Source organism: Pseudomonas sp. PGPPP4 (assembly GCF_002256045.1).
Classification (GTDB): Bacteria; Pseudomonadota; Gammaproteobacteria; order Pseudomonadales; family Pseudomonadaceae; genus Chryseomonas; species Chryseomonas oryzihabitans.
On record NZ_NKID01000002.1, the window covers coordinates 529,782 to 553,812 of the forward strand.

At 66.2% G+C, this 24,031-nt stretch carries 25 protein-coding genes, 1 pseudogene and 2 riboswitches; of the genes and pseudogenes, 15 read left to right on the forward strand and 11 right to left on the reverse strand.

From position 1 onward, the window contains the following. Nucleotides 1–186: 186 nt before the first annotated feature. The 3 genes from CFE50_RS05275 to CFE50_RS05285 all read left to right on the forward strand — a co-directional run bounded on the left by CFE50_RS05275 (nt 187) and on the right by CFE50_RS05285 (nt 2,890). Entirely contained in the window at nt 187–1,632 is a 1,446-nt protein-coding gene (locus CFE50_RS05275) for an NCS1 family nucleobase:cation symporter-1 (protein ID WP_027599520.1), read from the forward strand. Between the two features lie 96 nt (nt 1,633–1,728). Then, nucleotides 1,729–2,205 (forward strand): DUF1289 domain-containing protein, encoded by a 477-nt coding sequence (locus tag CFE50_RS05280; RefSeq protein ID WP_027602188.1) that lies wholly within the window; start codon nt 1,729–1,731, stop codon nt 2,203–2,205. A 73-nt stretch (nt 2,206–2,278) separates the two neighbouring features. Then, on the forward strand, nt 2,279–2,890 hold the full coding sequence (locus tag CFE50_RS05285; protein ID WP_161796600.1) for a MiaE family protein: 612 nt from the start codon (nt 2,279–2,281) through the stop codon (nt 2,888–2,890). A gap of 6 nt (nt 2,891–2,896) precedes the next feature. On the opposite strand, the gene CFE50_RS05290 is transcribed toward CFE50_RS05285, so the two are convergent. Then, nucleotides 2,897–3,589 (reverse strand): endonuclease, encoded by a 693-nt coding sequence (locus CFE50_RS05290; RefSeq protein WP_286731857.1) that lies wholly within the window; start codon nt 3,587–3,589, stop codon nt 2,897–2,899. 138 nt (nt 3,590–3,727) lie between these two features. Here CFE50_RS05290 and earP point away from each other — a divergent pair. The 3 genes and pseudogenes from earP to CFE50_RS05305 all read left to right on the forward strand — a co-directional run. Beyond that, nucleotides 3,728–4,855: pseudogene (gene earP / locus CFE50_RS05295) on the forward strand (elongation factor P maturation arginine rhamnosyltransferase EarP); the annotation flags it as partial. A gap of 48 nt (nt 4,856–4,903) precedes the next feature. Continuing rightward, a complete protein-coding gene (efp, locus tag CFE50_RS05300; RefSeq protein ID WP_278442465.1) occupies nt 4,904–5,470 on the forward strand; it encodes an elongation factor P in 567 nt (188 codons plus the stop codon). A 123-nt stretch (nt 5,471–5,593) separates the two neighbouring features. Then, nucleotides 5,594–6,334 carry a sulfite exporter TauE/SafE family protein gene (locus CFE50_RS05305; RefSeq protein ID WP_286731972.1) on the forward strand — a complete coding sequence of 247 codons (741 nt, stop codon included), beginning with the start codon at nt 5,594–5,596 and terminating at the stop codon, nt 6,332–6,334. Here CFE50_RS05305 and CFE50_RS05310 read toward each other — a convergent pair whose 3' ends face one another. Next, the gene (locus CFE50_RS05310; RefSeq protein ID WP_044342058.1) at nt 6,335–7,186 is read right to left on the reverse strand and encodes a LysR substrate-binding domain-containing protein; all 852 of its coding nucleotides are present in this window, start codon (nt 7,184–7,186) and stop codon (nt 6,335–6,337) included. 101 nt (nt 7,187–7,287) lie between these two features. Here CFE50_RS05310 and CFE50_RS05315 point away from each other — a divergent pair, with 101 nt between their 5' ends. Further along, entirely contained in the window at nt 7,288–7,539 is a 252-nt protein-coding gene (locus CFE50_RS05315; protein ID WP_197851670.1) for a DUF1127 domain-containing protein, read from the forward strand. Nucleotides 7,540–7,572: 33 nt separating this feature from the next. Next, nucleotides 7,573–8,772, forward strand: coding sequence for a winged helix-turn-helix domain-containing protein (locus tag CFE50_RS05320; RefSeq protein WP_286731863.1), 1,200 nt, complete (start codon nt 7,573–7,575; stop codon nt 8,770–8,772). A 22-nt stretch (nt 8,773–8,794) separates the two neighbouring features. Here CFE50_RS05320 and CFE50_RS05325 read toward each other — a convergent pair whose 3' ends face one another. Next, on the reverse strand, nt 8,795–10,141 hold the full coding sequence (locus CFE50_RS05325; protein ID WP_241810257.1) for a class II 3-deoxy-7-phosphoheptulonate synthase: 1,347 nt from the start codon (nt 10,139–10,141) through the stop codon (nt 8,795–8,797). Nucleotides 10,142–10,252: 111 nt separating this feature from the next. Between CFE50_RS05325 and CFE50_RS05330 the strand changes: the two genes are divergently transcribed. Both CFE50_RS05330 and CFE50_RS05335 read left to right on the forward strand, forming a co-directional pair. Further along, entirely contained in the window at nt 10,253–11,002 is a 750-nt protein-coding gene (locus CFE50_RS05330) for a spermidine synthase (RefSeq protein ID WP_286731865.1), read from the forward strand. A gap of 282 nt (nt 11,003–11,284) precedes the next feature. Further along, a complete protein-coding gene (locus CFE50_RS05335; protein WP_007158490.1) occupies nt 11,285–12,979 on the forward strand; it encodes a DEAD/DEAH box helicase in 1,695 nt (564 codons plus the stop codon). Between the two features lie 68 nt (nt 12,980–13,047). Here CFE50_RS05335 and CFE50_RS05340 read toward each other — a convergent pair whose 3' ends face one another. Next, a complete protein-coding gene (locus tag CFE50_RS05340; RefSeq protein WP_286731870.1) occupies nt 13,048–14,430 on the reverse strand; it encodes an adenylate/guanylate cyclase domain-containing protein in 1,383 nt (460 codons plus the stop codon). 200 nt (nt 14,431–14,630) lie between these two features. Here CFE50_RS05340 and CFE50_RS05345 point away from each other — a divergent pair, with 200 nt between their 5' ends. Continuing rightward, a complete protein-coding gene (locus tag CFE50_RS05345; RefSeq protein ID WP_286731873.1) occupies nt 14,631–15,197 on the forward strand; it encodes a nitroreductase family protein in 567 nt (188 codons plus the stop codon). Here CFE50_RS05345 and CFE50_RS05350 read toward each other — a convergent pair. The 4 genes from CFE50_RS05350 to CFE50_RS05365 form a co-directional block, all read right to left on the reverse strand. Next, a complete protein-coding gene (locus CFE50_RS05350) occupies nt 15,172–16,545 on the reverse strand; it encodes a sensor histidine kinase (RefSeq protein ID WP_286731875.1) in 1,374 nt (457 codons plus the stop codon). The two genes, CFE50_RS05345 and CFE50_RS05350, sit on opposite strands and share 26 nt — an antisense overlap. Nucleotides 16,546–16,599: 54 nt before the next feature. Then, on the reverse strand, nt 16,600–17,034 hold the full coding sequence (locus CFE50_RS05355) for a Spy/CpxP family protein refolding chaperone (RefSeq protein WP_007158486.1): 435 nt from the start codon (nt 17,032–17,034) through the stop codon (nt 16,600–16,602). Between the two features lie 111 nt (nt 17,035–17,145). Beyond that, complete coding sequence (locus CFE50_RS05360) at nt 17,146–17,823, reverse strand: response regulator transcription factor (protein WP_027599507.1); 678 nt, start codon at nt 17,821–17,823, stop codon at nt 17,146–17,148. 4 nt (nt 17,824–17,827) lie between these two features. Continuing rightward, a complete protein-coding gene (locus CFE50_RS05365) occupies nt 17,828–18,412 on the reverse strand; it encodes a septation protein A (RefSeq protein WP_145150697.1) in 585 nt (194 codons plus the stop codon). A gap of 60 nt (nt 18,413–18,472) precedes the next feature. On the opposite strand from CFE50_RS05365, the gene CFE50_RS05370 reads away from it, so the two are divergent. Genes CFE50_RS05370 through CFE50_RS05380 form a run of 3 tightly spaced genes read left to right on the forward strand, consistent with a single transcriptional unit; the run spans nt 18,473 to nt 20,810 of the window. Continuing rightward, nucleotides 18,473–19,345, forward strand: coding sequence for a PHP domain-containing protein (locus CFE50_RS05370; protein WP_144953746.1), 873 nt, complete (start codon nt 18,473–18,475; stop codon nt 19,343–19,345). Continuing rightward, a complete protein-coding gene (locus tag CFE50_RS05375; RefSeq protein WP_027599504.1) occupies nt 19,342–19,971 on the forward strand; it encodes an L-threonylcarbamoyladenylate synthase in 630 nt (209 codons plus the stop codon). Before CFE50_RS05370 ends, CFE50_RS05375 begins: the two co-directional genes overlap by 4 nt. Further along, on the forward strand, nt 19,968–20,810 hold the full coding sequence (locus CFE50_RS05380; protein ID WP_502694677.1) for a segregation and condensation protein A: 843 nt from the start codon (nt 19,968–19,970) through the stop codon (nt 20,808–20,810). The genes CFE50_RS05375 and CFE50_RS05380 overlap by 4 nt, the downstream gene beginning before the upstream one ends. Here CFE50_RS05380 and CFE50_RS05385 read toward each other — a convergent pair. From CFE50_RS05385 to CFE50_RS05395, 3 genes are read right to left on the reverse strand one after another with little or no spacing between them, the layout of a single operon-like run. Further along, nucleotides 20,801–21,175: a cobalamin biosynthesis protein gene (locus CFE50_RS05385; protein WP_286731883.1), complete on the reverse strand. Its 375-nt coding sequence runs from the start codon at nt 21,173–21,175 to the stop codon at nt 20,801–20,803. The genes CFE50_RS05380 and CFE50_RS05385 overlap by 10 nt on opposite strands. After that, the gene (locus tag CFE50_RS05390; RefSeq protein ID WP_286731886.1) at nt 21,175–21,852 is read right to left on the reverse strand and encodes a CbtA family protein; all 678 of its coding nucleotides are present in this window, start codon (nt 21,850–21,852) and stop codon (nt 21,175–21,177) included. The genes CFE50_RS05385 and CFE50_RS05390 overlap by 1 nt, the downstream gene beginning before the upstream one ends. Nucleotides 21,853–21,864: 12 nt before the next feature. Continuing rightward, nucleotides 21,865–22,050 (reverse strand): CbtB domain-containing protein, encoded by a 186-nt coding sequence (locus tag CFE50_RS05395; RefSeq protein ID WP_286731889.1) that lies wholly within the window; start codon nt 22,048–22,050, stop codon nt 21,865–21,867. 86 nt (nt 22,051–22,136) lie between these two features. After that, nucleotides 22,137–22,474, reverse strand: a riboswitch (cobalamin riboswitch). A 58-nt stretch (nt 22,475–22,532) separates the two neighbouring features. Beyond that, nucleotides 22,533–22,874: riboswitch (cobalamin riboswitch) on the forward strand. A gap of 103 nt (nt 22,875–22,977) precedes the next feature. On the opposite strand from CFE50_RS05395, the gene cobW reads away from it, so the two are divergent. After that, nucleotides 22,978–24,030, forward strand: a complete 1,053-nt coding sequence (gene cobW, locus CFE50_RS05400; RefSeq protein ID WP_027599500.1) for a cobalamin biosynthesis protein CobW — start codon at nt 22,978–22,980, stop codon at nt 24,028–24,030. The last annotated feature ends 1 nt before the right edge of the window (nt 24,031 follow it).

Below are 24,031 nucleotides of genomic sequence, written 5' to 3' on the forward strand. Positions count from 1 at the left end.
CCAGAGAAGTGCATCTGCGGTAACGCCTGCAGGCCTGGATTAGAGCCTCTTTTCTCTAAAATTCTCTATCGAGCCAGGAGGTTAAGGACATTTTTCGGTAGCTGGCACGTTCTCTGCCTGGTGGATTGTATACAAAACAAGGCGGGCGCCGTATGCAGGTGCCCGCTACCACGGAGGAGGCGATTCATGAACCAGCAGATTCCCCCGGGCTACAGCCCGCGCCTGTACAACGAAGACCTCGGCCCGGTCGAGCAGAAATGGAGCTGGTACAACATCTTTGCCTTCTGGATGAGCGACGTGCACAGCGTCGGCGGCTATGTCTTCGCCGCCAGCCTGTTCGCCCTGGGGCTAGCCAGTTGGCAGGTGCTGATCGCGCTGCTGGTGGGGATCTGCATCGTGCAGGTGGTCGCCAACCTGGTCGCCCGGCCCAGCCAGCAGGCCGGCGTCCCCTATCCGGTCATCTGCCGGCTGGCCTTCGGCGTCTTCGGCGCGAACATTCCGGCGGTGATCCGTGGCCTAATCGCGGTCGCCTGGTACGGCATCCAGACCTACCTGGCCTCCAGCGCCCTGGTCATCGTGGTGCTGCGCTTCTTTCCCGCGCTGGCGGTCTATGGCGACAGCAGCTTCCTGGGCCTTTCCTATCTGGGCTGGGGCGGCTTCCTCACCCTCTGGTTCCTGCAGGCCTGCGTCTTCTGGGCGGGGATGGAATCCATCCGCCGCTTCATCGACTGGGCCGGTCCCGCCGTCTATGCGGTGATGTTCCTGCTCGCCGCCTGGATCGTCTGGCGCGCCGGCTGGAGCAACATCAGCTTCACCCTGGCGGAAAAGCAGCTGACCGGCTGGGCGGCCTTTGGTCAGGTGATCGTCGCCATCGCCCTGGTGGTGTCCTATTTTTCCGGGCCCACGCTGAATTTCGGTGACTTCAGTCGCTACTGCCGCTCCATGCAGGATGTGCGGCGCGGCAATTTCTGGGGCCTGCCGATCAACTTTCTGGCCTTTTCCCTGGTCACCGTGGTGATCGTCTCCGGCACCCTGCCGGTGTTTGGCGAGATGATCCATGACCCCATCGCCACCGTGGCCCGCATCGACAACACCACCGCGGTGCTGCTGGGCGCCTTCACCTTCGTGACCGCCACCATCGGCATCAACATCGTCGCCAACTTCGTCTCGCCGGCCTTCGACTTCGCCAACGTGGCACCCAGCAAGATCAGCTGGCGTGCCGGCGGCATGATCGCGGCCGTGGCCTCGATCTTCATCACCCCCTGGAACCTGTTCAACAATCCCGAGGTGATCCACTACACCCTGGACGTGCTGGCGGCCTGCATCGGCCCGCTGTTCGGCATCCTGCTGGTGGACTACTACCTGCTGCGCAAGGGCCGGATCGACGTCGATGCCCTGTTCGACGATTCCCCGCAGGGCGCCTACTGGTACAGCGGCGGCGTCAACTGGGTCGCGGTCCAGGCGCTGGTGGCCGCGGCGCTGATCGGCTTGTGCTTCACCTTCGTGCCCTGGTTCAAGCCGATCGCCAATTTCGCCTGGTTCACCGGCTGCTTCCTCGGCGGGCTGTTCTTCTACGCCCTGAGCCGGCGCAGCGCCAGCCCGCTGCCGAGCCGCGGCGTCGCCGCGGTGTGATTCGACCTGAGGTTCTGCACGACCGGCGCGGGCCACCCGCGCCGGTCGTTGCCGTTTCCGGCTAGACTAGGCGTTTTGCTCCAAGGCTTGCCGCCCATGCCCGCTCCTGTCATCAAGACGCCCTGCGTCGGCCTGTGCTCGACGATGTTCGGCGACCACGTCTGCCGTGGTTGCAAGAGATTCCACCACGAGGTAGTGAACTGGAATCTCTACGGCGAAGAGGAGCGTCGCGCCGTCTGGGCGCGCCTGGAGCTGCTGCTGGTGCAGGTGGTGTCGGCCAAGGTCGATGTCTTCGATGCGGCGCTGTTGCGCCAGCAGTTGCAGCAGCGCAGCATTCGCTTCCGGCCGGATCAGTCCGAGTATTGCTGGGCCTATCAGTTGCTGGCCCGCGGTGCGCGCCATATCCAGCAGCTGGACGCCTATGGGGTGCGGCTCCTGCCGGAATTTCGCGAGCGCCCGCTGGCCGAGTTGCGCGACGCCATCGACCGGGAATTCTTTCTGCTCTCCGAAGCCCACTACGACCGCTACATCGCCCCGCGCTTCCTGCTCGAAGGCGTCGACAGCCGCGTCTGAAGACCAGCAGGCGGGCGGCGCTGCCCAGGCGCGCGCCTTTCTCTATAATGCGCGGCTTTTGCACGGGATTACGCTGATGTCCTTGCCCGAGATGAACGAATTCCTCGGTTGCCGTACGCCGGATGCCTGGGTCGAGGCCGCGCTGCAGGATCTGCCGACGCTGCTGCAGGACCACGCTAACAACGAGAAGAAGGCCGCCGGCGCCGCCTTCCACTATCTGTTCACCTATTCCAATCGCGCCGAACTGTCCTGGAAGATGTCGCGCATCGCCCGCGAAGAGTTGCGCCACTTCGAGCAGGTGCTGCAGATCATGAAGCGCCGCGGCATCGAGCACCGCAACGTCAGCTCGGCGCGCTATGCCGGCGCCCTGCGCAAGCTCTGCCGCAACCATGAACCGCTGAAGCTGACCGACAGCCTGGTGATCGGTGCCTTCATCGAATGCCGCTCCTGCGAGCGCTTCGGTGCGGTAGCGCCCCATCTGGACGCGGAGCTGGGCAAGTTCTACAGCGGCTTGCTGGCCTCCGAAGCCCGGCATTTCCAGGACTATCTCAAGCTCGCCTATCTCTATGGCGAGCGCGACGACGTCGACGCCAAGATCGCCGAGGTCCGCGCTCTGGAAGTGGAACTGATCACCTCCAGCGACAGCGAGCTGAGATTCCACAGCGGCATCCCAACCGCTGCTTGAGTCGCGCTACTTGCAGGCCTTGGTCTGGCCCACATAGGGATTGCCGTGGCCCATGATGCAGGCCAGGCGCTGATTGCGCTGGCGCTCCCAGGCCTCGGGCGGGTACTGCTTGGTCCAGGCGGTGTACAGCTGGCTGTCCTGCTTGGACAGGCGCAGGCCATAGCGGTCGCTCATATAGAAGTAGGTGCGGGCGACCATGCCGCGGATCTCCGGGCGTGGCATGGCGGTCTTGGCCTTGAAGTCCACCACCATCTGGCAGGCGCCGTACTGGCTGGGTTTCTGCGGCAGCCAGCCAAAGGCGAAGTTGCTGCGATCGCCATTGACCTCGCCAACCACCGGCACCAGGTTGAAGAGATCGGCCTCGGCCTTCTGGTAAACCGGATCGCTGGCCGTGCAGTTCTTGCGCCCGCCTTTCTGCCAGCACTGACGCTGGTGACCGATCACCCACGCCGGCACGATGTGCTCCCACTCGATGCGGCTCGCGCGCTGGGCGCTCTTGCGCGGGACGTAGCCGCAACTCTTCAGATCCACGGTCTTGCCGTTGTAGTGGCAGCCGCAATAGAAGTCCACGCCCTGCTTGGCATAGACCTTGGTCGCGACCACCTTGGCTTCGCTGAAGGTGCGGGGCGGCTGGGGTGTCGCCAGGGCGCTCAGGGAAGCCAGGCTCAGGCAGAACAGCAGGGCGGGGCGCAACGACATGGAGAATCCGTCCGAAAAAGCGCGGATACTACCGACCCGCCTGGGGTCGCGGTGTGACTGGGTTCACTGGAATTCGCCGCGCATTACCCACGGGCTGAAGCGAAACACGATTCGATATCAATGACTTAGAGGTATGGCATGGCAGCCTGGGACATCTTCTGCACGGTGGTGGACAACTATGGGGACGCCGGTATCACCTGGCGTCTGGCCCATCAGCTGGTCGCCGAGCATGGACAGCAGGTCCGCCTCTGGATCGACGACCTCTATCCCCTGGCGCGGATCCAGCCGGGGGTCGATGGCACGGCCGAGCAGCAGTGGCATCGCGGGGTCGAGGTACGCCGCTGGCATGCCGACTGGACGCCGGCCGAGCCGGGCGACGTGGTGGTGGAGGCCTTCGCCTGCCAGTTGCCGGACGGCTTCATCACCGCCATGGCGCGGCGCGCCGAGCGTCCCCTCTGGCTCAATCTGGAATACCTGAGCGCCGAGGAGTGGATCGAAGGCTGTCACGCCCTGCCGTCGCTGCAGCCCACCGGGCTGAACAAGTACTTCTTCTTTCCCGGCTTTACCGCCCAGGTCGGCGGGCTGCTGCGCGAGCGCGACCTGCTCGAGCAGCGGGACGGCTTCCTGCAGACGGCCGCGACGCGGGACGACTTTCTCGCCGGGCTGGGCGTCCGCCGGCAGCCGGGCGAGCGCCTGTTCTCGCTGTTCGCCTACGAGAATCCGGCGCTGATCGACTGGCTCGATGCCCTGAGCGCCGGTAACCGGCCGACCTGCCTGCTGGTGCCGGAGGGGCGGGTGCTGGCCAACGTCGCCGCCTGGCTGGGCGTCGACTGGCTCAAGGCCGGCGACAGCCACGGCCGCGGCGCCCTACGGGTGCAGGTGCTGCCCTTCGTCTCCCAGCAGCAATACGACCGCCTGCTGTGGTGCTGCGACTTCAATGCCATCCGCGGCGAGGACTCCTTCGTCCGCGCGCAATGGGCGGCGCATCCCTTCGTCTGGCACATCTATCCGCAGGAAGAGGACGCCCACTTCGTCAAACTCGAAGCCTTCCTGGCGCGCTATGTGGCGTCCGGTACCCCTGAGCTGGGCGCCGCGGTCAGTGCCCTGTGGCTGGCCTGGAACGGTCGCGGCGACCTGGCTGCGGCCTGGTCGGCGCTGGACGCACAGGTCGAAAACTGGCGTCTGCTGGCGCGCGACTGGAGCGATCGGATGGCTTCTCACAGCGATCTTGCCGCCAGCCTGGTGCATTTCCATACAGATTGGCTATCATATGGCGCCTCGAAATCCCGTTCTTCCATCCATACGGATAACCGCATGAAAACCGCACAAGAGTTCCGTGCCGGCCAAGTGGCCATGATCGACAACGCTCCCTGGGTCATCCAGAAAGCTGAATACAACAAGTCCGGCCGTAACGCTGCAGTGGTCAAGATGAAGCTGAAGAGCCTGCTCTCCGGCAGCGCGACCGAGACCGTCTTCCGCGCCGACGACAAGCTTGAGCCGGTGATTCTGGATCGCAAGGAAGTCACCTATTCCTACTTCGCCGATCCCCTGTACGTCTTCGTCGACGACGAGTACAACCAGTACGAAGTGGAGAAGGACGACCTGGGCGAAGCCATCGCCTTCATCGAAGACGGCATGACCGACGTCTGCGAAGCGGTGTTCTACAACGACCGCGTCATCTCCATCGAACTGCCCACCACCATCGTGCGCCAGATCGCCTACACCGAGCCGGCCGTTCGCGGCGACACCTCGGGCAAGGTCATGAAGACCGCTCGCCTGAACAACGGCTACGAGCTGAAGGTCTCCGAGTTCTGCGATATCGGTGACCACATCGAGATCGACACCCGTACCAACGAGTACAAGTCGCGCGCCAAGGTCTAAACCAGGCGTCTCGATCAGAAAGCCCGGCTTGCCGGGCTTTTTGCTGTCTGGGCTTTCGCCGTGGGCCGGTCTGGCCGGTCTCTCCAAATCTCTTTGCCGCTGGATAGAATCGCCGTGGAATCGCTGTTTACCTTGTTGATCGATGTCGTCCTCGGGGCGGTGCTGGGCGTGGTGGGTGGGCTGTTCGGCATCGGTGGCGGCCTCATCGCCATTCCGGTGCTGGCACTGCTGTTCGGCCTCGACCAGCAACTGGCCCAGGGCACCGCTCTGGTGATGGTGGTCCCCAACGTGCTGCTGTCGGTCTACAAGTACAACCAGCGCAATCGCATCGATTGGCAGCGCGCCGCCTTGCTAGCGGGCGCGGGCATGGTCTCGGCCCTGGTGGGCACGGCACTGGCGGTCTCCCTGGACGCCCGCTCCATGCGCCACGGCTTCGTCGGCTTCCTGCTGCTCCTTGTGCTCTACAACCTCTGGCAACTCTATCGCCGTGGCCAGCCACCGCTGACCACGCCGAGCCGTCTGGGCCTTGGCGTGCTGGGGCTGGTGGCGGGACTGGTCGGTGGGCTGTTCGGCGTCGGCGGGGCGGTGATCGCCACGCCCATCCTGGCGGGCGTGATGGGGCTGACCCAGGTCGCGGCCCAGGGCATGTCCCTGGCCATGGCGTTGCCCACCACGGGCGTCACCCTGGCCAGCTATGCCTGGCATGGCGAAGTGGATTGGAGCGTCGGCATTCCCCTGGCCATCGGCGGCCTGCTCAGCGTCAGCTGGGGCGTGAAGCTGGCCCACCAGTTGCCCGAACGGCTGCTGCGCCTGCTGTTCTGCGGTTTTCTGCTGCTCTGCGCGGCGCTGCTGGCGCTGCGCTGACTACTGCCGAAAGCCCTCGGCGATATGCTCGGCGAGGGTGTCGATGATCGGCGAGGCGCTGCGTGGATTACGCAGCAGTTCGATGGAACAGGAGGGCAGGTCGGGCATGCCGTCGGCTTCTCCCAGCCGGCGCAATTCGCTCGGCAGCAGGCTCTCCAGCTGCGCGGTGACCGCCAGGCCTGCCTTGACGATGCCCAGCAGAGCGGCAAGGCTGGGGCTGCTGTAGGCCAGGCGATAGCCACGGTCGCGATTGTCCAGGGCGCGGCGGGCCCATTCGCTGAGAAAGCAGGAGGTATTGAACATCGCCAGCGGCAGCGGATCGCGCTGGTGAATGTCGAACCCGGGTGCCTCGGCCCAGACGAAGCGTTCCCGCCGCAACGGCAGACCGATCTCGTTGCCCGGTTCGCGGGTGACGATGGTCAGATCCAGATCCTGACGCTGCAGCAGACCCGCGGTGGGCTCGCAGTGGACATCCACCTGCACCAGCGGGTAGGCCTTGGCGAAGCCCGCAAGGATGCCCGGAATGAACCTCATGACGTAGTCGTCAGGGGTGCCGATGCGCACCGTCCCCACCATGTGCGGCTCGCGCAGAGTGGTCATCACCTCCCCATGCAGCTTGAGGATCCGCCGGGCAAAGCCCAGCAGGATCTGGCCTTCCGCAGTCAGACGGACCTGGCGGCCGTCACGCTCGAACAGTCGCCGCTGCAGCACGTCCTCTTCCAGCTTGCGCATCTGCATGCTCACCGCCGACTGGGTGCGGTTGACCACCTCGGCCGCGCGGGTGAAGCCGCCCTGATCGGCGATGGCGACAAAGGTGCGCAGCAGATCGGTCTCTATGCTGGGGTAGTTCATGGCATCAGCTCGGTGAATGGATCGCATCAGAAATATTCGTTGAATTGATGTTAAGCCGGCTTCCAGACTTGAGCCATACCCTCTGGAGAAGGAGATGCACCATGGCTCAGCTCATAGCTCACCGAGATTCGTCCGGGCGTTCCCCTGGTGTTGCGGGCGTCACCTCTCGTCTGCGGCAGGCCTGGGCCTGGTTGCGGCGGGCGATAGAGCTTTCCCGCCAACGCCGAGCGCTCTATCGGCTGGATGAAGGCGCGCTGCACGACCTCGGCCTGAGTCGCGCCGATGCCTGGCAGGAGGCCGACAAGCCGTTCTGGCAGCAGCCCGCGGAGGAGCGCCGCCGCCGATCCTGCTAGGGTGAAAGATCCCTTCCTCTATCAGGAGCTCGGATGGACAGCCTTTCCCTGCGCGAGGCCCGGCGTCTGGCCTTGCGCGCCCAGGGTTTCGGTAATCAACCCAAGGGTGGCGCGGGTCCGGCCGCCCTGTATCGCCAGGCCGCACGCCTGAACGTGCTGCAGATCGATTCGGTCAATGCGCTGGTGCGCTCCCATTACCTGCCGCTGTTCAGCCGTCTCGGCCACTATGCCTTCGCCGATTTCGATGCCCTGGCCTGGGGCCAGGGGCGCAAGCGCCAGCTCTATGAATGCTGGGCCCACGAGGCTTCGCTGGTGCCGGCCGAGGTCTGGGCCGAGCTGCGCTGGCGGCGCGATCAGGCGCGCCAGGGCATCGGCATCTATCGGCAGCTGGCGCGTTTCGCCGTCGAACAGCCGCAGGTCGTCGCCCAGACCCTGGAGGCGGTGGTGCAGCGGGGTGCCCTGGGCGCCGGCAGCCTGGCCAAGCGGGTCGAGCAGGCCGGTCCCTGGTGGGATTGGAGTCCGGGCAAGCTGGCGCTGGAGTGGCTGTTCGCCGCCGGCGAGGTGACGGTGGCCGGGCGGCGCGGCTTCGAGCGCCTCTATGACCTGCCCGAGCGGGTGCTTCCTTCGGAGATCCTTGCGGCGCCGGCTGTTGCGCCCGAAGCCGCCCGCCGCGCCTTGCTCCTGCGCAGCGCCCGTGCCCTGGGCGTGGCGAGCGAGGTCCAGCTGCGTGACTATTTCCGTCTCAGTCCGGCCGAAGCCCGCCAGGGCCTCGCCGAATTGCTGGAGGAGGGCAGTCTGCAGTCCCTCCAGGTGCAGGGCTGGTCGAAGCCGGCCTATGTCGCCGAGACGCCCAGTCCCGGGTGCCCCGTGCGCGCCGCGGCGTTGCTGTCGCCCTTCGATTCGCTGGTCTGGGAGCGTGAGCGCACCGAGCAGCTGTTCGGCTTTCGCTATCGACTGGAGATCTACACGCCGGCGGCCAAACGGGTCTATGGCTACTATGTGCTGCCCTTTCTCTACCGGGAGCGGCTGGCGGGGCGGGTGGATCTGCGCGCCGAGCGGGCGCAGTCGCGGCTGGCGGTGCATGCCGTGCATCTGGAGGCGGCGGGGCTGGATGACGAGGGGCTGGACGCCCTGGCGGGGCAGTTGCGTACCCTGGCCGACTGGCTCGGTCTCGCCGACCTGCGGTTGCACGGGCCGGCGGACGTCTTGCGCGAGGCGGTGGCGCGGCACTAGAGCGCGCCGCGCCCTCTCTGCCTTAGCGGCGAATGCCCTTGAGCGTCTCGGCGATCATGAAGGCCAGTTCCAGGGACTGGTCGGCATTCAGGCGCGGGTCGCAATGGGTGTGGTAGCGATCGGACAGGGCGTCTTCGGTGACCGGGCGGGCGCCACCGATGCATTCGGTGACGTTCTGGCCGGTCATCTCGATATGGATGCCGCCCGCGTAGGTGCCCTCGGCCTGGTGCACGCCGAAGAATTCCTTGACTTCGCCCAGCACGCTGGCGAAATCCCGGGTCTTGTAGCCGGTGGACGCCTTGATGGTGTTGCCGTGCATGGGGTCGGAGCTCCACAGCACCTGACGACCCTCCCGCTCGACGGTCTGGATCAGGCGCGGCAGGTGATCGCCGACCTTGCCCACGCCCATCCGCACGATGAGATTGAGGCGACCCGGATCGTTCTCGGGGTTGAGGGTGTCGATCAGGCGGATCAGGTCTTCGCTGGTGGTAGAAGGACCGACCTTGACGCCGATGGGGTTGTTCACGCCGCGCAGGAATTCGACGTGGGCGCCGCCGGGCTGGCGGGTGCGGTCGCCGATCCAGAGCATGTGCGCCGAGCAGTCGTACCAGTCCCCGGTCAGGCTGTCGCGACGGACGAAGGCTTCCTCGTAGTTGAGCAGCAGCGCCTCGTGGGCGGTGAAGAAGTTGGTTTCCTTGACCTGGGGCGCGGTGTCCAGGCCGCAGGCGCGCATGAAGGCGAGGGTCTCGTCGATGCGGTCCGCCAACTGGTGGTAGCGGTCGGCCAGCGCCGAGTTGGCGATGAAGTCCAGATTCCAGCGATGCACCTGGTGCAGGTCGGCGAAACCGCCCTGGGCGAAGGCGCGGAGCAGGTTGAGGGTCGCGGTGGACTGGTTGTAGGCCTGGATCAGGCGCTGCGGGTCGGGGATGCGGCTGCCTTCGGTGAAGTCGATGCCGTTGACGATGTCGCCACGGTAGGCCGGCAGGGAGACGCCGTCCTGGACCTCGTCGCCGGAGGAGCGCGGCTTGGCGAACTGGCCGGCCATGCGGCCGACCTTGACCACCGGGCAACCGGCGGCAAAGGTCATGACCACCGCCATCTGCAGCAGCACCTTGAAGGTGTCGCGAATCTTGCCGGCGGAAAATTCGAAGAAGCTTTCCGCGCAATCGCCGCCCTGCAGCAGGAAGGCCCGGCCCTGGGTGACCTCGGCGAACTGTCGGCGCAATTCGCGGGCTTCGCCGGCGAACACCAGCGGCGGATAGCCGGCCAGGGTGCGCTCGACATCGGCGAGACGGGCTTTGTCGGGGTATTCGGGCTGTTGCTGGATGGGCAGGCCTCTCCAGCTGGTGGGGCTCCAGGGCGCGGACATGATTCTCTCTGAGGGTGCGATGAAGCCGTCCATGGTAACCGATAGCGGCCGCATGGCTCGATAGACAGTGCCCATCGCGGCTACCATGGGCGGCTATAGAGGAGGGTGGTGATGGTCGAGACGGAAGTGTTGCTGGAAGAGGTCGTCGATGACCATGGCCGGATCCGGGTGGTGGAGGTGGGACCTTATCGCTTCCTGGAGTTTGGCGAGGAGGTGGAGCAGAGCTGCGTCTTCACCGCGGACCCCGCCTGGCTGGAATACGACTACAACCGCGCCATGCTGCTCGGCGCGCTCTGCCACCCACAGCCGCGGCGAGCGCTCTTTCTCGGCCTGGGCGCCGGCACCCTGACCCAGGCCTGCCTCAAGTGGCTGCCCCTGGAGGCGGTGGAAGTCCTGGAACTGCGCCCCGCGGTGCCGCGCCTGGCGCGCCAGCATCTGGGCCTCGACGAGGACCCGCGCCTGGCCATCCGCATCGGCGATGCCCTGGACCTGCTCGACAGCGCGGCGCCTGCCGATCTGATCTTCGTCGACCTCTATACCGATGTCGGTCCGTCCAGTGCCCATCTGGCCTGGCGCTTCCTGGAAAATTGCCAGGCCAAGCTCAACCCCGGCGGCTGGCTGATGATCAACCAGTGGAGCGCCACCGACGGCAAGCCCCTGGGCGCCGCCCTGCTGCGCGGTCTGTTCCGCCACCACTATTGGGAGTGCCCGGTGGTGGAGGGCAACGTCATCCTGCTGGTGCCGGCCAGGCTGGAGCAGGCGCTGGACGAGGCGGGCACGCGGCAGCGCGCCCGGGAGTTGACCCCGCGGATCGGCTTCGATCTGGAGGCCTATCTGGACAACCTGCGTGCGGCAACCTGACCACAAAAGTAGACCAAGGTTCTCTGGAGAAATGTCCAGGGTTCGGGTATCATTCGCCCCGGTCTTTTTGACCTTCCGTTCAGGAACTGCATTTTCCCGGTCCGCCGCCATGGCCACACCGGTCGTGCGTTCGCCCGACGGCGAACAATCCTAGACGCTTCACCCCTTTTTCATCCGCTATTTCGCAAAAAGCTCACACCTTGGCTGCCTGGGCGACTTCGGTCATTCGGATAAGCGCAGCTCTTGGCTTTGGGGTCTTTGCGAAGCACACGAGGCAAGACAATGACCCAGGACACCAGCGGTTTCGCTGCGCTCAATCTCAATCCCGCCATCCTCGCCGCCATCAAGGCCGTCGGCTATGAAGAGCCGTCGCCCATCCAGTCGCAGTCCATCCCGGTGATTCTCTCCGGTCACGACATGATCGGCCAGGCCCAGACCGGTACCGGCAAGACCGCAGCCTTCGCTCTGCCGCTGCTTTCCAAGCTCGACCCGTCCCGCCGCGAACCCCAGATTCTGGTGCTGGTTCCCACCCGTGAACTGGCCCTGCAGGTGGCTACCGCCTGCGAAACCTATTCCACCGAGATGCCCGGCGTGAAGGTCGTGGCCCTCTACGGCGGCGCGCCCATGGGCCCGCAGCTGAAGTCCCTGCGCATGGGCGCCCAGGTTCTGGTCGCCACCCCCGGTCGTCTGTGCGACCACCTGCGTCGCGACGACAACCTGCTGGCCACCGTCCAGCACCTGGTGCTCGACGAAGCCGACGAGATGCTCAAGCTGGGCTTCATGGATGACCTCGAATTCATCTTCGAAGCCATGCCGGAATCCCGCCAGACCGTGCTGTTCTCGGCGACCCTGCCGCCGTCGATCCGCGCCATCGCCGAGCGTCACCTCAAGGAACCGCAACACGTCCGCATCGCGGCCAAGACCCAGACCGTCGCCCGCATCGAGCAGGCGCACCTGATGGTCCACGCCGACCAGAAGCCGGCCTCGGTGCTGCGCCTGCTGGAAGTGGAGAACTTCGACGCCCTGATCGCCTTCGTCCGTACCAAGCAGGCGACCCTGGACCTGGCCGAGCTGCTGGAGCGCCAGGGCTATCGCGTCAGCGCCCTGAATGGCGACATGCCCCAGGCCCAGCGCGAGAAGACCATCGAGTCGCTGAAGGACGGTTCGCTGGACATCGTGGTCGCCACCGACGTCGCCGCTCGCGGCCTGGACGTGGCGCGCATCACCCACGTGCTGAACGTGGACATGCCCTACGATCCGGAATCCTACGTGCACCGTATCGGTCGTACCGGCCGGGCCGGTCGTGAAGGTCGCGCGCTGCTGCTGGTCACCCCGCGCGAGCGCCGCATGCTGCAGGTCATCGAGCGCGTCACCGGTCAGCGCGTCGGCGAAATCCGTCTGCCCGACGCCGAAGCCGTACTGGAAGCCCGTATCTCCCGCCTGGCCGATGGCGTGGGTTCGCTGCTGGCCGATGCCGACACCACTCACGGCGCCCTGCGTCAGGAGCTGTGCGAGCGTCTGCAGTGCGATCCCTCGACCCTGGCCGCGGCCCTGCTGGCCAAGCTGACCAGCGGCCGCGCCCTGGACATCGAGTCGGTCCGTCGCGAGCAGCCGCTCACCCCCGGCGCCGGCCGTGGCGAGCGTCCCCGTGGCGAGCGCAGCGAGCGGGGCGATCGTCCCGAGCGTGGTGAGCGTCCGGACCGTGGCGAGCGTCGTCCGATGCAGCCGCTGCCGGAAGGCCGCGTGCGCTGCCGCACCGCCCTGGGCGCCCGTGATGGCGTCGCCGCCAAGAACCTGCTGGGTGCCATTATCAACGAAGGCGGCATGGATCGCGAGGCCATCGGCCGCATCCAGATCCGTGACTCCTTCAGCCTGGTGGAGCTGCCCGAAGAAGGCCTGGAGCGTCTGCTGACCAAGCTCAAGGATACCCGCGTAGCCGGCAAGGCCCTGCGTCTGCGTCGCTATCGCGAAGATTGATCCCCGCGGTCACATGAAAAAGCCCCGGATATCCGGGGCTTTTTTCTGCCTGCAGGAAACGCGGGCGGTTAAAGGATCACCTTGTCCTTGAGCTTTTCCGCCGCCAGCTGCAGCGCCTGGATGACCCGCTCCTTGTCGTAGTTCTGGATGTTGTTGGTATCCAGGTACATGGAGAAGCCCGGCAGTTCGTGCTCGACATAGCTGGGGGAGGCGCCCAGGTCGCGACGGAAGTCCACCACCTGATAGATCTGTACCGGCTTGCTGAAGCCCTTGACGGTGATCCAGCTCTTGTCCCGGCACATGATGGTTTCCTTGACCAGCGAGTAGGTCTCGTGGCTGATCAGGATCTCGCCGGCATCAGCGGCATTCTCCAGGCGGCTGGCCAGGTTCACTTCGCGACCGATGATGGTGTAGTCCATGCGCGTGCTGGAGCCGAAGTTGCCGACCGTGCAGTAGCCGGTGTTCAGGCCCATGCGGATCTCCAGCGGCTTGTTGATGCCCTGGCTGCGCCACTGCTGGCGCAGGACCTTCATGTGCTTGCGCATGGCGATGGCCATGGAGACCGCGGCCACGGCGTCCTTCTTGGCGCCCTGGCTGTTGGCGTCGCCAAAGAACACCATCACGCAGTCACCGACGAACTTGTCGATGGTGCCACCGTATTTGACGGCGATCTTCGACATCTCGTTGAGGTAGTTGTTGAGCATGTCGGTGAGGGCTTCGGCCTCGAGTTCTTCGGACAGCTCGGTGAAGCCCTTGATGTCGGAGAAGAACACCGTGATCTTCTTGCGCTGGGTGCCCAGGGCGATGTGCTGCTTGCCGGTGAAGATGGATTCCCAGACCTGGGGCGAGAGGTACTTGGCCAGGTTGTGCGCCAGGATCGCCGACTTTTCCTGCTCGCGCTTGAGGTCGTCGTTGATCTGGATGAGTCGCTTGCGCTGGCGATGCAGGAAGTAGCCGGTGCCCCAGAGGTGCAGCATGGTGCCCACCACGCTGGTGACCGCTACCAGCAGCGGACTGGTGAGGTCGACGCCCTGAAAGAAGGTGGCGCTGCCCAGCGCCGCGGCGCTGGTGGCGAACAGCAGGCACAGGCCGAGCAGGCGCGGACCGCCGCGCAACATGCTGGTATAGCCGAGCATGAACAGCAGCATCAGGGTGGGCATCAGCGGGAAGCGCAACACCACCGCGGCCATGCCGACATGGATGGCGTCCAGCGCGGCAAGGATGATATCGGTCTGGGCGCCGCGATCCCGTCTGAGCTTGAGGCTCAGGGTCTGGGCCACATGGGGGTAGAGCAGGGCATAGGGGATCAGCCACAGGCCCACCGCATCGGCCTGGGTGTAGTACCCGGCGGTGACGCTGGCGGCGGTGATCAGATAGGCGAATACCCGGGCGTAGTAGACGCCCAGGCTGTCACCGGACGCAGCGAGGAACCGGTTGAGCGCAAACTTCATCTGTCGGGTCCGTTTCGAAAAAGGCGAGAGGTCGGGATAACTCCGTTCGCGACGATGAAAGCGGCCGGGTTTTCTAGCATTCGCGATCTTAGCCGACCGCCCCGGTAGCGGCCAAGAATGTCAGCCATTCCGCTGCTGTGACAGCCAAATTCGGCAGTCGTCCCTGGGGTACACTGCGGCATCTTTACAGGAGAGACGCTATGGATGCCCTCGAAGCCCTTTGCAATCGCGCCTCGGTCGGTCGTCTGACCGAACCGGGCCCAACGCCCGCGCAACTCGAGACCCTGCTGCGCGCCGCGGACCGGGCGCCGGACCACAAGCTGCTGCGCCCCTGGCGGCTGATCCTGGTGAGTGGCGCCGGCCGCACGGCGCTCGGCGAGCTCTATGCCGACGCCCTGCGCCGGCGCGAGCCCGACGCCGATGCGGCGGCCCTGGACAAGGCGCGGCGCATGCCGCTGCGGGCACCTCTGGTGATCGCCGTCGTCGCCACGCCCCAGGAACACCCCAAGGTGCCGGTCCAGGAGCAGATCATCACCGCCGGCTGCGTGGCGCATGGCCTGGTCAACGCGGCCTTCGCCCTGGGACTGGGCGCGGTCTGGCGCTCCGGTGAGTTCAGCTACGATCCCTGGGTCTTGCAAGGGCTGGGACTGGCCGAGGGCGAACAGCTGGTGGGCTATATCTACCTGGGCACGCCGGAGGTGGCGCCGCGGATCCCGGCACCGCGTGATCTGAGCGGCCAGGTCAGCCATTGGTCAGGACCGGCCTGAGCGGCAGGGTGACGGTGGCAAGAAAGCCGCCGTCCGGGTGATTGCTCAGGTGCAGCTCGCCACCGTGGCGCTGGATGGCGCGGCGGGCGATGGCCAGCCCCAGGCCGTAGCCGGTCGCGTGCTGTTGGTCCGAGCGGAAGAAGGGCTCACCCAGCCGGGGCAGGTCATCGACCTTGACCCCGGGGCCATGGTCGCGCACCTGGATGCGCACCTCGCCCGCGGCGGCGGTCGCCGAGATGACGATCGGCAGGGCGGGCGGGTTGAAGCGCAGCGCATTGCGCAACAGATTGTCCAGCGCCCGTTCCAGCACATCGGGCCAGCCGTCCAGCCGCAGGGCGGCGGGAACGTCCAGTTCCACCCGCTGCTGCGGGGCGCTGAGCTGGGCATCCTCGACCAGGCCTTCCAGCAGCGGGTGCAATTCCAGCTGCTCGGGCGGACCGGGATCCGCTTCCTGGCGGGCCAGGGCGAGAATCTCGCCGATCAGGGTTTCCAGGCGGTCGCATTCCAGGGTCAGGCGCGGCCACATGTTGCCCAGGTCACGGGGATCGGAGCGTTCGGCCAGCGCCAGGGCGATGCGCAGGCGGGCCAGCGGGGAACGTAGCTCGTGGGACACGTCGCGCAGCAACTGCCGCTGGCTGTCGATCAGGCGCTGCAGATGGGCGCCCATGCGATTGAAGTCTTCGGCCAGCACGCCCAGTTCGTCCTTGCGGCGGGCGAGGCGGGCGAGGGTGTCCTGCTGATAGGCGGTCTGCCCGAGATCATGAACCGCACGCCTGAGATGATTGAGCGGGCGGGTCAGGCTGAGGGTCAGCAGCAGGCTGAACAGGGTCAGCACCACCGTGGCGATGGCCAGCATGCCGACCGGCCAGAACAGGCTCTGGCGGCGCCAGGCACCCAGCTCGGGGGTGGGCAGGTGGTAGATGAACAGGTAGGTCTGGCCACTCGGGCTGGTGTATTCGTCGGTCAGACGTCGCCAGGGCAGCGGCCGGTTGGGGTCGCGGGCGCCGGGACCGGGGCGCTGCTGACGCTGCGGCTGGTCGAGATCCTGGTCGAAGATGCGCGGTGGCAGGGTGCCGCGCACCAGGGGCGAGCCGTTCTCGCCCAGCACCAGCACATCGATGCCGTAGCGGCCCTTGCGTTGCTCGAGCAGGCCTTGGGCGGCGGCGGGACCGTCGTTTTCATAACGTTGTACCCACTGTTCGGGGAGATCGCGCAGGCCGGGATGCTGCGCGAGGATCCAGGAATCCTGGTCGGCCAGGTGGCCGAGCAGCATGGTCAGGCCGACCGCGGACAGGATGGCCAGCCAGAAGGTGGCGAAGATGCGCCAGAAGAGGGAACGGAAAACCATGCGGTCGCCTTGGTCAGACGCTGCGCCGAGGACCATCGGCGCAGCGATCGGGGATCAGGAGGACTTGTGGTCCTGCTTCCACTGCTGGAATTCGGCCCACTCCTTGGCGCGATCCTCACGCTTCTTTTCCATTTCGTCGAAGCGCTTCTGCTGATCGGGCTTGAGCAGGGCGCGAATGGACTGACGGGTCTTGTCGCGACTGCCATCCAGCTGATCGTGCAGGGCCTTGCGCTGATCCTCGGGCAGCTTGTCGAGGTAGCTCTTGACGATCTCGCGCTGCTGCTGGCGTTCCTCGCCCATCAGCTTGCCGACCTGCTCGCGTTGCTCGGGGGTCAGCTTGAGGCCGCGCAGGGGGCCATCGCCACGCGGACCGCCATCCATCAGCTTGCCGTGGGGCGGCGGGGTGATGTCGGTGCTGTCCTGGGTAGCGGCCAGGGTCAGGGTCGGCAGCAGGGCGGCGAACAGCACGGCGGGCATGAGTTTGCGCATCGGGAAATCTCCTTGGGATGACCGGTGCAACACCGGATGAGCCCAGTCTAGGAGCGGGGGAGTCAGTGGCGGTCAGCGGGGGTAAAGAGGGGGTAAAGGCTGCGCGGTGGGCTAGACGCTGTAGTAGTAGCCGCGGCCCCGCAGCGCCAGGATGCGCGGACGACCGTCGGCATGGCTGCCGAGCTTGCGGCGCAGATTGCTGACATGCATGTCCAGGCTGCGATCGTAGAGGGTCAGCTTGCGGCCCAGGGCCGCCTGGGCCAGCGCCTGCTTTTCCAGGGGTTCGCCCGGTTGCCGCAGCAGGGCTTCGAGGATGCGGCTCTCGGTGAGGGTCAGGGTGATCTCGGTTTCGCCGATGTTGGCGACGCCGCGCGCCAGACTCAGCGACAGGTCGCCCAGTTGCAGGCGGGCCGCGGGCTGGGCCGGATGACTGCGTCTGAGGATGGCTCGGAGGCGCGCGGTGAGTTCGCGCGGATCGCAGGGCTTGGCCAGGTAGTCGTCGGCACCCAGCTCCAGGCCGAGGATCCGGTCGAGCGGTTCACCCCGTCCCGACAGCATCAGCACGGGCAGTTGCGGATGATCGCTGCGCAGCTGCTTGAGCAATTCCAGGCCACTGCCGTCAGGCAGCATGACGTCCAGCACCACCACGTCCGGCGTCGCCTCGCGCAACTGGCTGCGGGCGTCGCTGCCGGCATGACAGGCGGTGACCTCGAAGCCTTCCTGTTTCAGCCAGGCACCGAGCAGGTCGCACAGTTCCTGGTCGTCGTCGATCAGCAGTATCTGACTCATGGGATCAGTCTCGCGGTTCATCCATGGGTTGCAGATGGCGCGCCAGATAGAGGCCCTGACCGAGCATGAACACCAGGGTCATCGCCAGACTGCCAAAGACCTTGAAGTCGACCCAGAAACTTTCATAGGTGAAGGCCACGTAGAGATTCGCGCAGCCGCAGACGATGAAGAAGACGATCCAGGCGATGTTCAGCCGCGTCCAGATAGGGGCTGGCAGGCGCACCGCGTGGCCCAGCATGCGCTGGATCAGCGGCTTGTCGCCGATGAACTGGCTGCCCAGGAAGGCCAGGGCGAACAGCCAGTTCACCACCGGCGCCTTCCATTTGAGGAAGGTCTCGCTATGGAAGGCCAGGGTCATGCCACCGAACACCAGGCAGGCGATCAGCGTCAGCCACTGACTCTTCTCCAGCCGGCGCTGGGTCGCGAAGATCGCGCCGTAGACCACCAGGGAGGCGATGATCAGCACCGCGGTGGCACTGAAGATGCCGCCCAGGGTAAAGGTGTGCCCGGCGAACTCCAGCGGACGCGGATCGAGCTTGTAGACCAGGAAGAACAGGAGCAGGGGGATGAAATCGATGAATTGTTTCATTAACGCAGCCGATAGCAGTGCATCGCGGCATAATACCTGATGAAGCCGGAGGAGAAAGCCATGCGTATCGACCTGCACTGTCATACCACCGCGTCGGACGGCGCCTTCGCGCCCGCCGAGGTGGTCAGACGCGCCCATGAGCGCGGGGTGCAACTGCTGGCCATCACCGACCACGACACCCTGGATGGCTATGCCGAAGCCCTGGAAGCCGCGGACGACCTGGGTCTGCGCCTGCTCCCCGGGATCGAGATGTCCTGTACCTGGGGCGGGGCTACCCTGCATGTGCTGGGCTACAACTTCGCCCCCGAGGCGCCCGAATTGAACGCCGCGCTGGAAGCCCTGCACGAGGGACGCTGGGAGCGCGCCCGGGAAATCGACCGGCGGCTGGCGGCCAAGGGCATGCCCGGAACCCTGGATGGCGCCCGGGCGGTGCAGCTGGCCCTGGGCGACAGTCGCAACGCGCCGGCCCGGCCGCATTTCGCCGAATACCTGGTGCAGGCGGGCTTCGTCGAAGACCGCGGCGATGCCTTTCGCAAGTGGCTGGGCGGCGGCAAGCTCGGCGACGTCAAGCAGCACTGGCCGACCCTGGCCGAGACCCTGGCGACCCTGAAGGGCGCCAAGGCCTGGATCAGTCTGGCCCACCCGCTGGCCTATGGCTTCACCCGCACCAAGCTGCGCAAGCTGATCGGCGAATTCGTCACCGGCGGCGGCCACGCCATCGAGGTGGTCAATGGCGTGCAGCCGGCGGAGCAGGTCGGCACCCTGGCAATTCTGGCGCGGGAATTCGGTCTGATGGTCAGTGCGGGCAGCGATTTCCATGCGCCGGCCGACTGGTCGGAGCTGGGGATGTACCGCCCGTTGCCCGAAGATCTGCCGCCCCTCTGGGCGCGCTTCAGTCAACCGCTGTACCCTCAGAATCGGGAACCCCAATGAGCCAGTTCATCGAGATTCATCCGCAGAATCCCCAGCCGCGGCTGATTCGTCAGGCCGTGGAAATCATCCAGTCCGGCGGTGTCATCGCCTATCCCACCGATTCGTCCTATGCCCTGGGCTGCCGTATCGGCGAGAAGAGTGCGGTTGAGCGTATCCGCCGCATCCGCCAGCTCGACGACAAGCACAATTTCACCCTGGTGTGCTGCGACCTCTCCGAGTTGGGCATCTATGCCAAGGTGGACACCAGCGCCTTTCGCCTGCTCAAGGCCTACACCCCCGGACCCTATACCTTCATCCTCAACGCCACTCGCGAGGTGCCGCGCATGCTGCTGCATCCCAAGCGGCGCACCATCGGCGTGCGGGTGCCCCAGCATCCCATCACCCTGGCGCTGCTGGAGGCGCTGGGCGAGCCGCTGATGAGCGTGAGCCTGATCCTGCCGGGGGATGACGAGGCCCTGGGCGATGCCTGGGAGATTCGCGAGCGTCTCGAGCATTTCGTCGACCTGGTGATCGAGGGCGGACCGGGTGGCCTGCAGCCCTCCACCGTGATCAGCCTGGCCGACGACGAGCCGGAAGTGATCCGCGTCGGTGCCGGCGATCCCACGCCCTTCATGATCGAAGCATGAGCGAAGCCCTGGACCCCCAGCTGCTCGAACCCGAGCAGCTGCGCCTGGCGCTGGTCTATGGCGAGGCCTTCACCGAACTGCCCCAGGACCTCTACATTCCGCCGGATGCGCTGGAGGTCTTTCTCGAAGCCTTCGAGGGGCCCCTCGACCTGCTGCTCTACCTGATCCGCAAGCAGAACATCGACATCCTCGACATTCCGGTCGCCGAGATCACCCGGCAGTACATGAGCTACGTCGAGCTGATGAAGGCGGTGCAACTGGAGCTGGCCGCCGAATACCTGCTGATGGCCGCCATGCTGGCGGAGATCAAGTCGCGCATGCTGCTGCCGCGCGCCGAGGGCCTGGAGGCCGAAGAGGAAGACCCGCGCGCCGAACTGATCCGCCGGCTGCAGGAATACGAGCGCTTCAAGAAGGCCGCCGAGGATCTCGACGACCTGCCGCGGGAGGGACGCAACTTCGTGGTGCCCAGCTTGCCGACGCCCGAGGCGCGGGCGCGCAAGCTCCTGCCCGAGGTGGAGCTGGGCGAGTTGCTGCTGGCCATGGGCGAGGTCCTGCGCCGCGCCGACCTGTTCGAGAGTCACCAGGTGACCCGCGAGGTGCTGTCCACCCGCGAGCGCATGAGCCAGGTGCTGGAGCGCCTCAAGGATGGCGCCTTCGTGCCCTTCGTGGCGCTGTTCACTCTGGACGAGGGCCGGCTCGGGGTGGTGGTGACCTTCATGGCCATCCTCGAGCTGGTCAAGGAGTCACTGGTGGAGCTGGTGCAGAACGAGCCCTTCAGCCCCATCCACGTCCGCGCCCGGGTCAGAGACACCGATGCGGAAGAGGTCGCTCAGGCGTAAGCCAGCGCTGCCGTCGCGGCCGCGCTCTTGCGCTTGCCGACCCGCAACCGGGCGCCTTCACCGGCCGCGGCCAGGGCCGCGGCTTCAGCCACGCTGGGGCTGCCGGTGTGCTGCAGGGCGACCGCACTCGGCGAGGCGACGCCCTCCTGTTGCGCCAGACGTTCGGCGGAGAAGCCCTGCAAGGGCAGTTGCCAGCGCTGGGCCAGGTGTTGCAGGGCGCTTTCCTGCACACGTCGGTCCACCGTGGCCAGCGCCGTCAGGGCGCCGGGGTCGCAGCCGGCCTCCTGCAGCACCGCCAGCGCCAGCGCGGCCAGCTCTTCCAACGAACAGCCCCGGCGGCAACCCAGGCCCAGCACCAGCGCCATCAGGCGTGCGGCGCCTGGCGCCGGAACAGCCAGCTGCAGGCGAGCCCCAGGAGCAGCCAGAACGGCAGGTTGCTGGCCAGCACGGCGATCTGGAAGTGCCGTTGCAAAGCCTCCGGTGCCAGGCTGGTATGGGCGACGGGTTGGGGCGCACCCAGCAGATGGGGAATGACCAGTAGCCCGAGGGCGGCGATCTTGAAGCCGGGATGGCGAGCGAACGCCAAGAGCGCGAGCGCCGCGGCAGTGGTACCGGCAGTGCCCAGCCACCAGGCCTGACGCAGGGTGAGATCCGCCGCGGCCGTGCCGGGTAGCTCCGGCGGCAGGCCGAGGCTGGGGGCCAGGCAAAAGGTGGCATAGCCGGCCAGGCCCCACAGCAGGCCCTGGTACAGGCGGGTCGGGCCCCTCAGGTTGAACAGGCCCGCCAGGATCAGGCCGAAGCCTACCGCCACCACCAGGTTGCCACCAAAGGTCGACAGGGTTCGCGGCCAGCCATCCGCCGGCGCCCAGGCTGCTTCTTCACCGTGATCATGCGGTCCGGCCATGGCGGGCGCCTCGGTCTGGACCTCGTAGGTTTCCGCCTGAAGGATGAGCGGCGTCAGCCACAGGCTTTGCAAGACGCTCAATAGCAGGGCAGCGAGCAGACCGGCCACGCTGGCACTGAAGGCAATACGCTGGAACATGGCGAACTCCTTTTAGTGGCAGGGGAAGCCTTCGCTATGGCGGGTATCGTGGGCGCCGTTGTGCAGCGCCTCGACATGGGAGAAGCCGGCCAGAAGCACCAGGCCCAGGCCGAGCAGGCAGGCGAGCAGGGTGGCGGTCAGGCGCTGGGTGCGGGTAGTGGTCTGGGGCAGAGCGGTGGTCGAGCGGGTAGCGGTCATGGCAGGGCCTCGGAGTCGAAGCGGCAGGGACGCGCCAAGGCAGCGAGCCGCAGGCGGCCGCCGTCCAGCACGACCGCCCACCGCGGGTTGCTTGAAAGCGACAGGCCGGTCTCCGGACTCACGAGGGTCTCAAGGTGCGGTCTTGGCTGCGCGTCGGCCTGGCTGCGTTGAAACCCTCCGCGGAATGCTCATTTACGCTCGGTAAACTGCGCTTCCTTGGAGGATTTCGCCTCGCCAGGCGCTAGCTCGCTCAAGACCGCCTACCTGTACGACTACCAGGATCGCCTTCCCCAGACTTGCCGGCCGGGTGGCATCGTGATCCTGCGCTCGTCTACCGTTGCGGGGGCAGTGCCGGACTCGGACCGGCTTCCCGTTTCACCGCGACCCATGGCGGAGTCGCGACACCTGAAGCAGCGGCGAGCAGACCACGCGCCTCGTCCGCCGGTCAAGTCTGGCCGATTGACACCCCGGCGGGGCGCTCGTAGCCTGTCGCGTTCCGAGGTGCTCTTGTCGGCAAGAGCTTGAAAGGGAACGCGGTGCGACACCGCGGCTGCCCCCGCAACTGTAAGCGGCGTTTTTAGCCTCTCCACTAGAGCCTGTTCATAATTTGCTGCGCGTCGGCCAAACTGCGTTGAAGCTGCTTTCGGAATGCTCATTTACCATTCGTAAACCCGAGCGCGGGTCCGATCCGCTTCCTCAAGCATCTTCGCCTTGTTTGACTCTAGCTCGCGAAATTATGAACACGCTCTAAGGCCACTGCTCACGCGGGAAGGCCGGAGCCGGGCGCCGCGAGCCAGGAGACCTGCCTCGCCACGTTTCGAACACGCAACCGGGCGGGGTGATCCGGGCTGCCATTGGGGCCTCGCCGCGGTGCGAGCGCCCGGCATGCCTGCCCGTCTTCTTTCGCTTTCTCTCTAAGGGCAGCCCATGAAAACCCTGGCCAAGACCCCCGTCACCATCGTTACCGGCTTCCTCGGTTCCGGCAAGACCACTCTGCTGCGGCACATGCTCGACCACGCCGAAGGCCGCCGCATCGCGGTGATCGTCAACGAATTCGGCGAATTGGGCATCGACGGCGAGATCCTGCGCCAGTGCAGCATCGGCTGTACCGAGGAAGAGGCCCAGGGCCGCGTCTTCGAACTGGCCAATGGCTGCCTGTGCTGCACCGTGCAGGAAGAATTCTTCCCGGTGATGAAGGAGCTGGTGGCCCGCCGCGGCGACATCGACCATATCCTCATCGAGACCAGCGGCCTGGCCCTGCCCAAGCCCCTGGTACAGGCCTTCCAGTGGCCGGAGATCCGCAACGCCTGCACGGTGGATGCGGTGATCACCGTGGTCGACAGCCCCGCGGTGGCGGCCGGCACCTTCGCCGCCCATCCCGAGCAGGTGGACGTCCAGCGCCGCCAGGACCCCAACCTCGACCATGAATCGCCGCTCCACGAGTTGTTCGAAGACCAGCTCGCCAGCGCCGATCTGGTGATCCTCAACAAGGCCGATGGCCTGGATGCCGAGGCCCTGGCGCGGGTACGTGCCGAGGTCACCGAGGAGTTGCCGCCGGCGGTCAAGGTGGTGGAAGCCAGTCGCGGCGTGCTGCCGCTGTCGGTTCTGCTGGGGCTGCAGGCCGAATCCGAGGCCCATATCGACAGCCGTCCCACCCACCATGACCTCGAAGGTCATGAAGACCACGATCACGACGAATTCGACTCCTTCGGCGTCCAGCTGCCCGAGGTGGCCGAGGCGACCCTGCTGGCGGCCCTGGCCGAGGTGGTCAAGACCCATGGTGTGCTGCGGGTGAAGGGCTTCGCGGCCATCGCCGGCAAGCCGCTGAGACTGCTGGTCCAGGGGGTCGGCACCCGCTTCGACAAGCACTTCGACCGCCCCTGGAAGACCGATGAGACTCGCAGCACCCAGCTGGTGCTGATCGGCCAGGAGTTGGACCAGGCGGCTATCACCGCCCAGTTGCGCGCCGCGGTCGCCTGAC

Coding starts and splice junctions, on each gene's coding strand:
- CFE50_RS05280 (WP_027602188.1), top strand. CDS start 1,729: ATGCCCGCTCCTGTCATCAAGACGCCCTGCGTCGGCCTGTGCTCGACG.
- CFE50_RS05395 (WP_286731889.1), bottom strand. CDS start 22,050: ATGACCGCTACCCGCTCGACCACCGCTCTGCCCCAGACCACTACCCGC.
- CFE50_RS05325 (WP_241810257.1), bottom strand. CDS start 10,141: ATGTCCGCGCCCTGGAGCCCCACCAGCTGGAGAGGCCTGCCCATCCAG.
- efp (WP_278442465.1), top strand. CDS start 4,904: ATGAAAACCGCACAAGAGTTCCGTGCCGGCCAAGTGGCCATGATCGAC.
- CFE50_RS05320 (WP_286731863.1), top strand. CDS start 7,573: ATGGACAGCCTTTCCCTGCGCGAGGCCCGGCGTCTGGCCTTGCGCGCC.
- CFE50_RS05345 (WP_286731873.1), top strand. CDS start 14,631: ATGGATGCCCTCGAAGCCCTTTGCAATCGCGCCTCGGTCGGTCGTCTG.
- CFE50_RS05375 (WP_027599504.1), top strand. CDS start 19,342: ATGAGCCAGTTCATCGAGATTCATCCGCAGAATCCCCAGCCGCGGCTG.
- CFE50_RS05370 (WP_144953746.1), top strand. CDS start 18,473: ATGCGTATCGACCTGCACTGTCATACCACCGCGTCGGACGGCGCCTTC.
- CFE50_RS05380 (WP_502694677.1), top strand. CDS start 19,968: ATGAGCGAAGCCCTGGACCCCCAGCTGCTCGAACCCGAGCAGCTGCGC.
- CFE50_RS05390 (WP_286731886.1), bottom strand. CDS start 21,852: ATGTTCCAGCGTATTGCCTTCAGTGCCAGCGTGGCCGGTCTGCTCGCT.
- CFE50_RS05315 (WP_197851670.1), top strand. CDS start 7,288: ATGGCTCAGCTCATAGCTCACCGAGATTCGTCCGGGCGTTCCCCTGGT.
- CFE50_RS05290 (WP_286731857.1), bottom strand. CDS start 3,589: ATGTCGTTGCGCCCCGCCCTGCTGTTCTGCCTGAGCCTGGCTTCCCTG.
- CFE50_RS05360 (WP_027599507.1), bottom strand. CDS start 17,823: ATGAGTCAGATACTGCTGATCGACGACGACCAGGAACTGTGCGACCTG.
- CFE50_RS05365 (WP_145150697.1), bottom strand. CDS start 18,412: ATGAAACAATTCATCGATTTCATCCCCCTGCTCCTGTTCTTCCTGGTC.
- CFE50_RS05310 (WP_044342058.1), bottom strand. CDS start 7,186: ATGAACTACCCCAGCATAGAGACCGATCTGCTGCGCACCTTTGTCGCC.
- CFE50_RS05340 (WP_286731870.1), bottom strand. CDS start 14,430: ATGAAGTTTGCGCTCAACCGGTTCCTCGCTGCGTCCGGTGACAGCCTG.
- CFE50_RS05335 (WP_007158490.1), top strand. CDS start 11,285: ATGACCCAGGACACCAGCGGTTTCGCTGCGCTCAATCTCAATCCCGCC.
- CFE50_RS05385 (WP_286731883.1), bottom strand. CDS start 21,175: ATGGCGCTGGTGCTGGGCCTGGGTTGCCGCCGGGGCTGTTCGTTGGAA.
- CFE50_RS05350 (WP_286731875.1), bottom strand. CDS start 16,545: ATGGTTTTCCGTTCCCTCTTCTGGCGCATCTTCGCCACCTTCTGGCTG.
- CFE50_RS05355 (WP_007158486.1), bottom strand. CDS start 17,034: ATGCGCAAACTCATGCCCGCCGTGCTGTTCGCCGCCCTGCTGCCGACC.
- CFE50_RS05275 (WP_027599520.1), top strand. CDS start 187: ATGAACCAGCAGATTCCCCCGGGCTACAGCCCGCGCCTGTACAACGAA.
- CFE50_RS05330 (WP_286731865.1), top strand. CDS start 10,253: ATGGTCGAGACGGAAGTGTTGCTGGAAGAGGTCGTCGATGACCATGGC.
- cobW (WP_027599500.1), top strand. CDS start 22,978: ATGAAAACCCTGGCCAAGACCCCCGTCACCATCGTTACCGGCTTCCTC.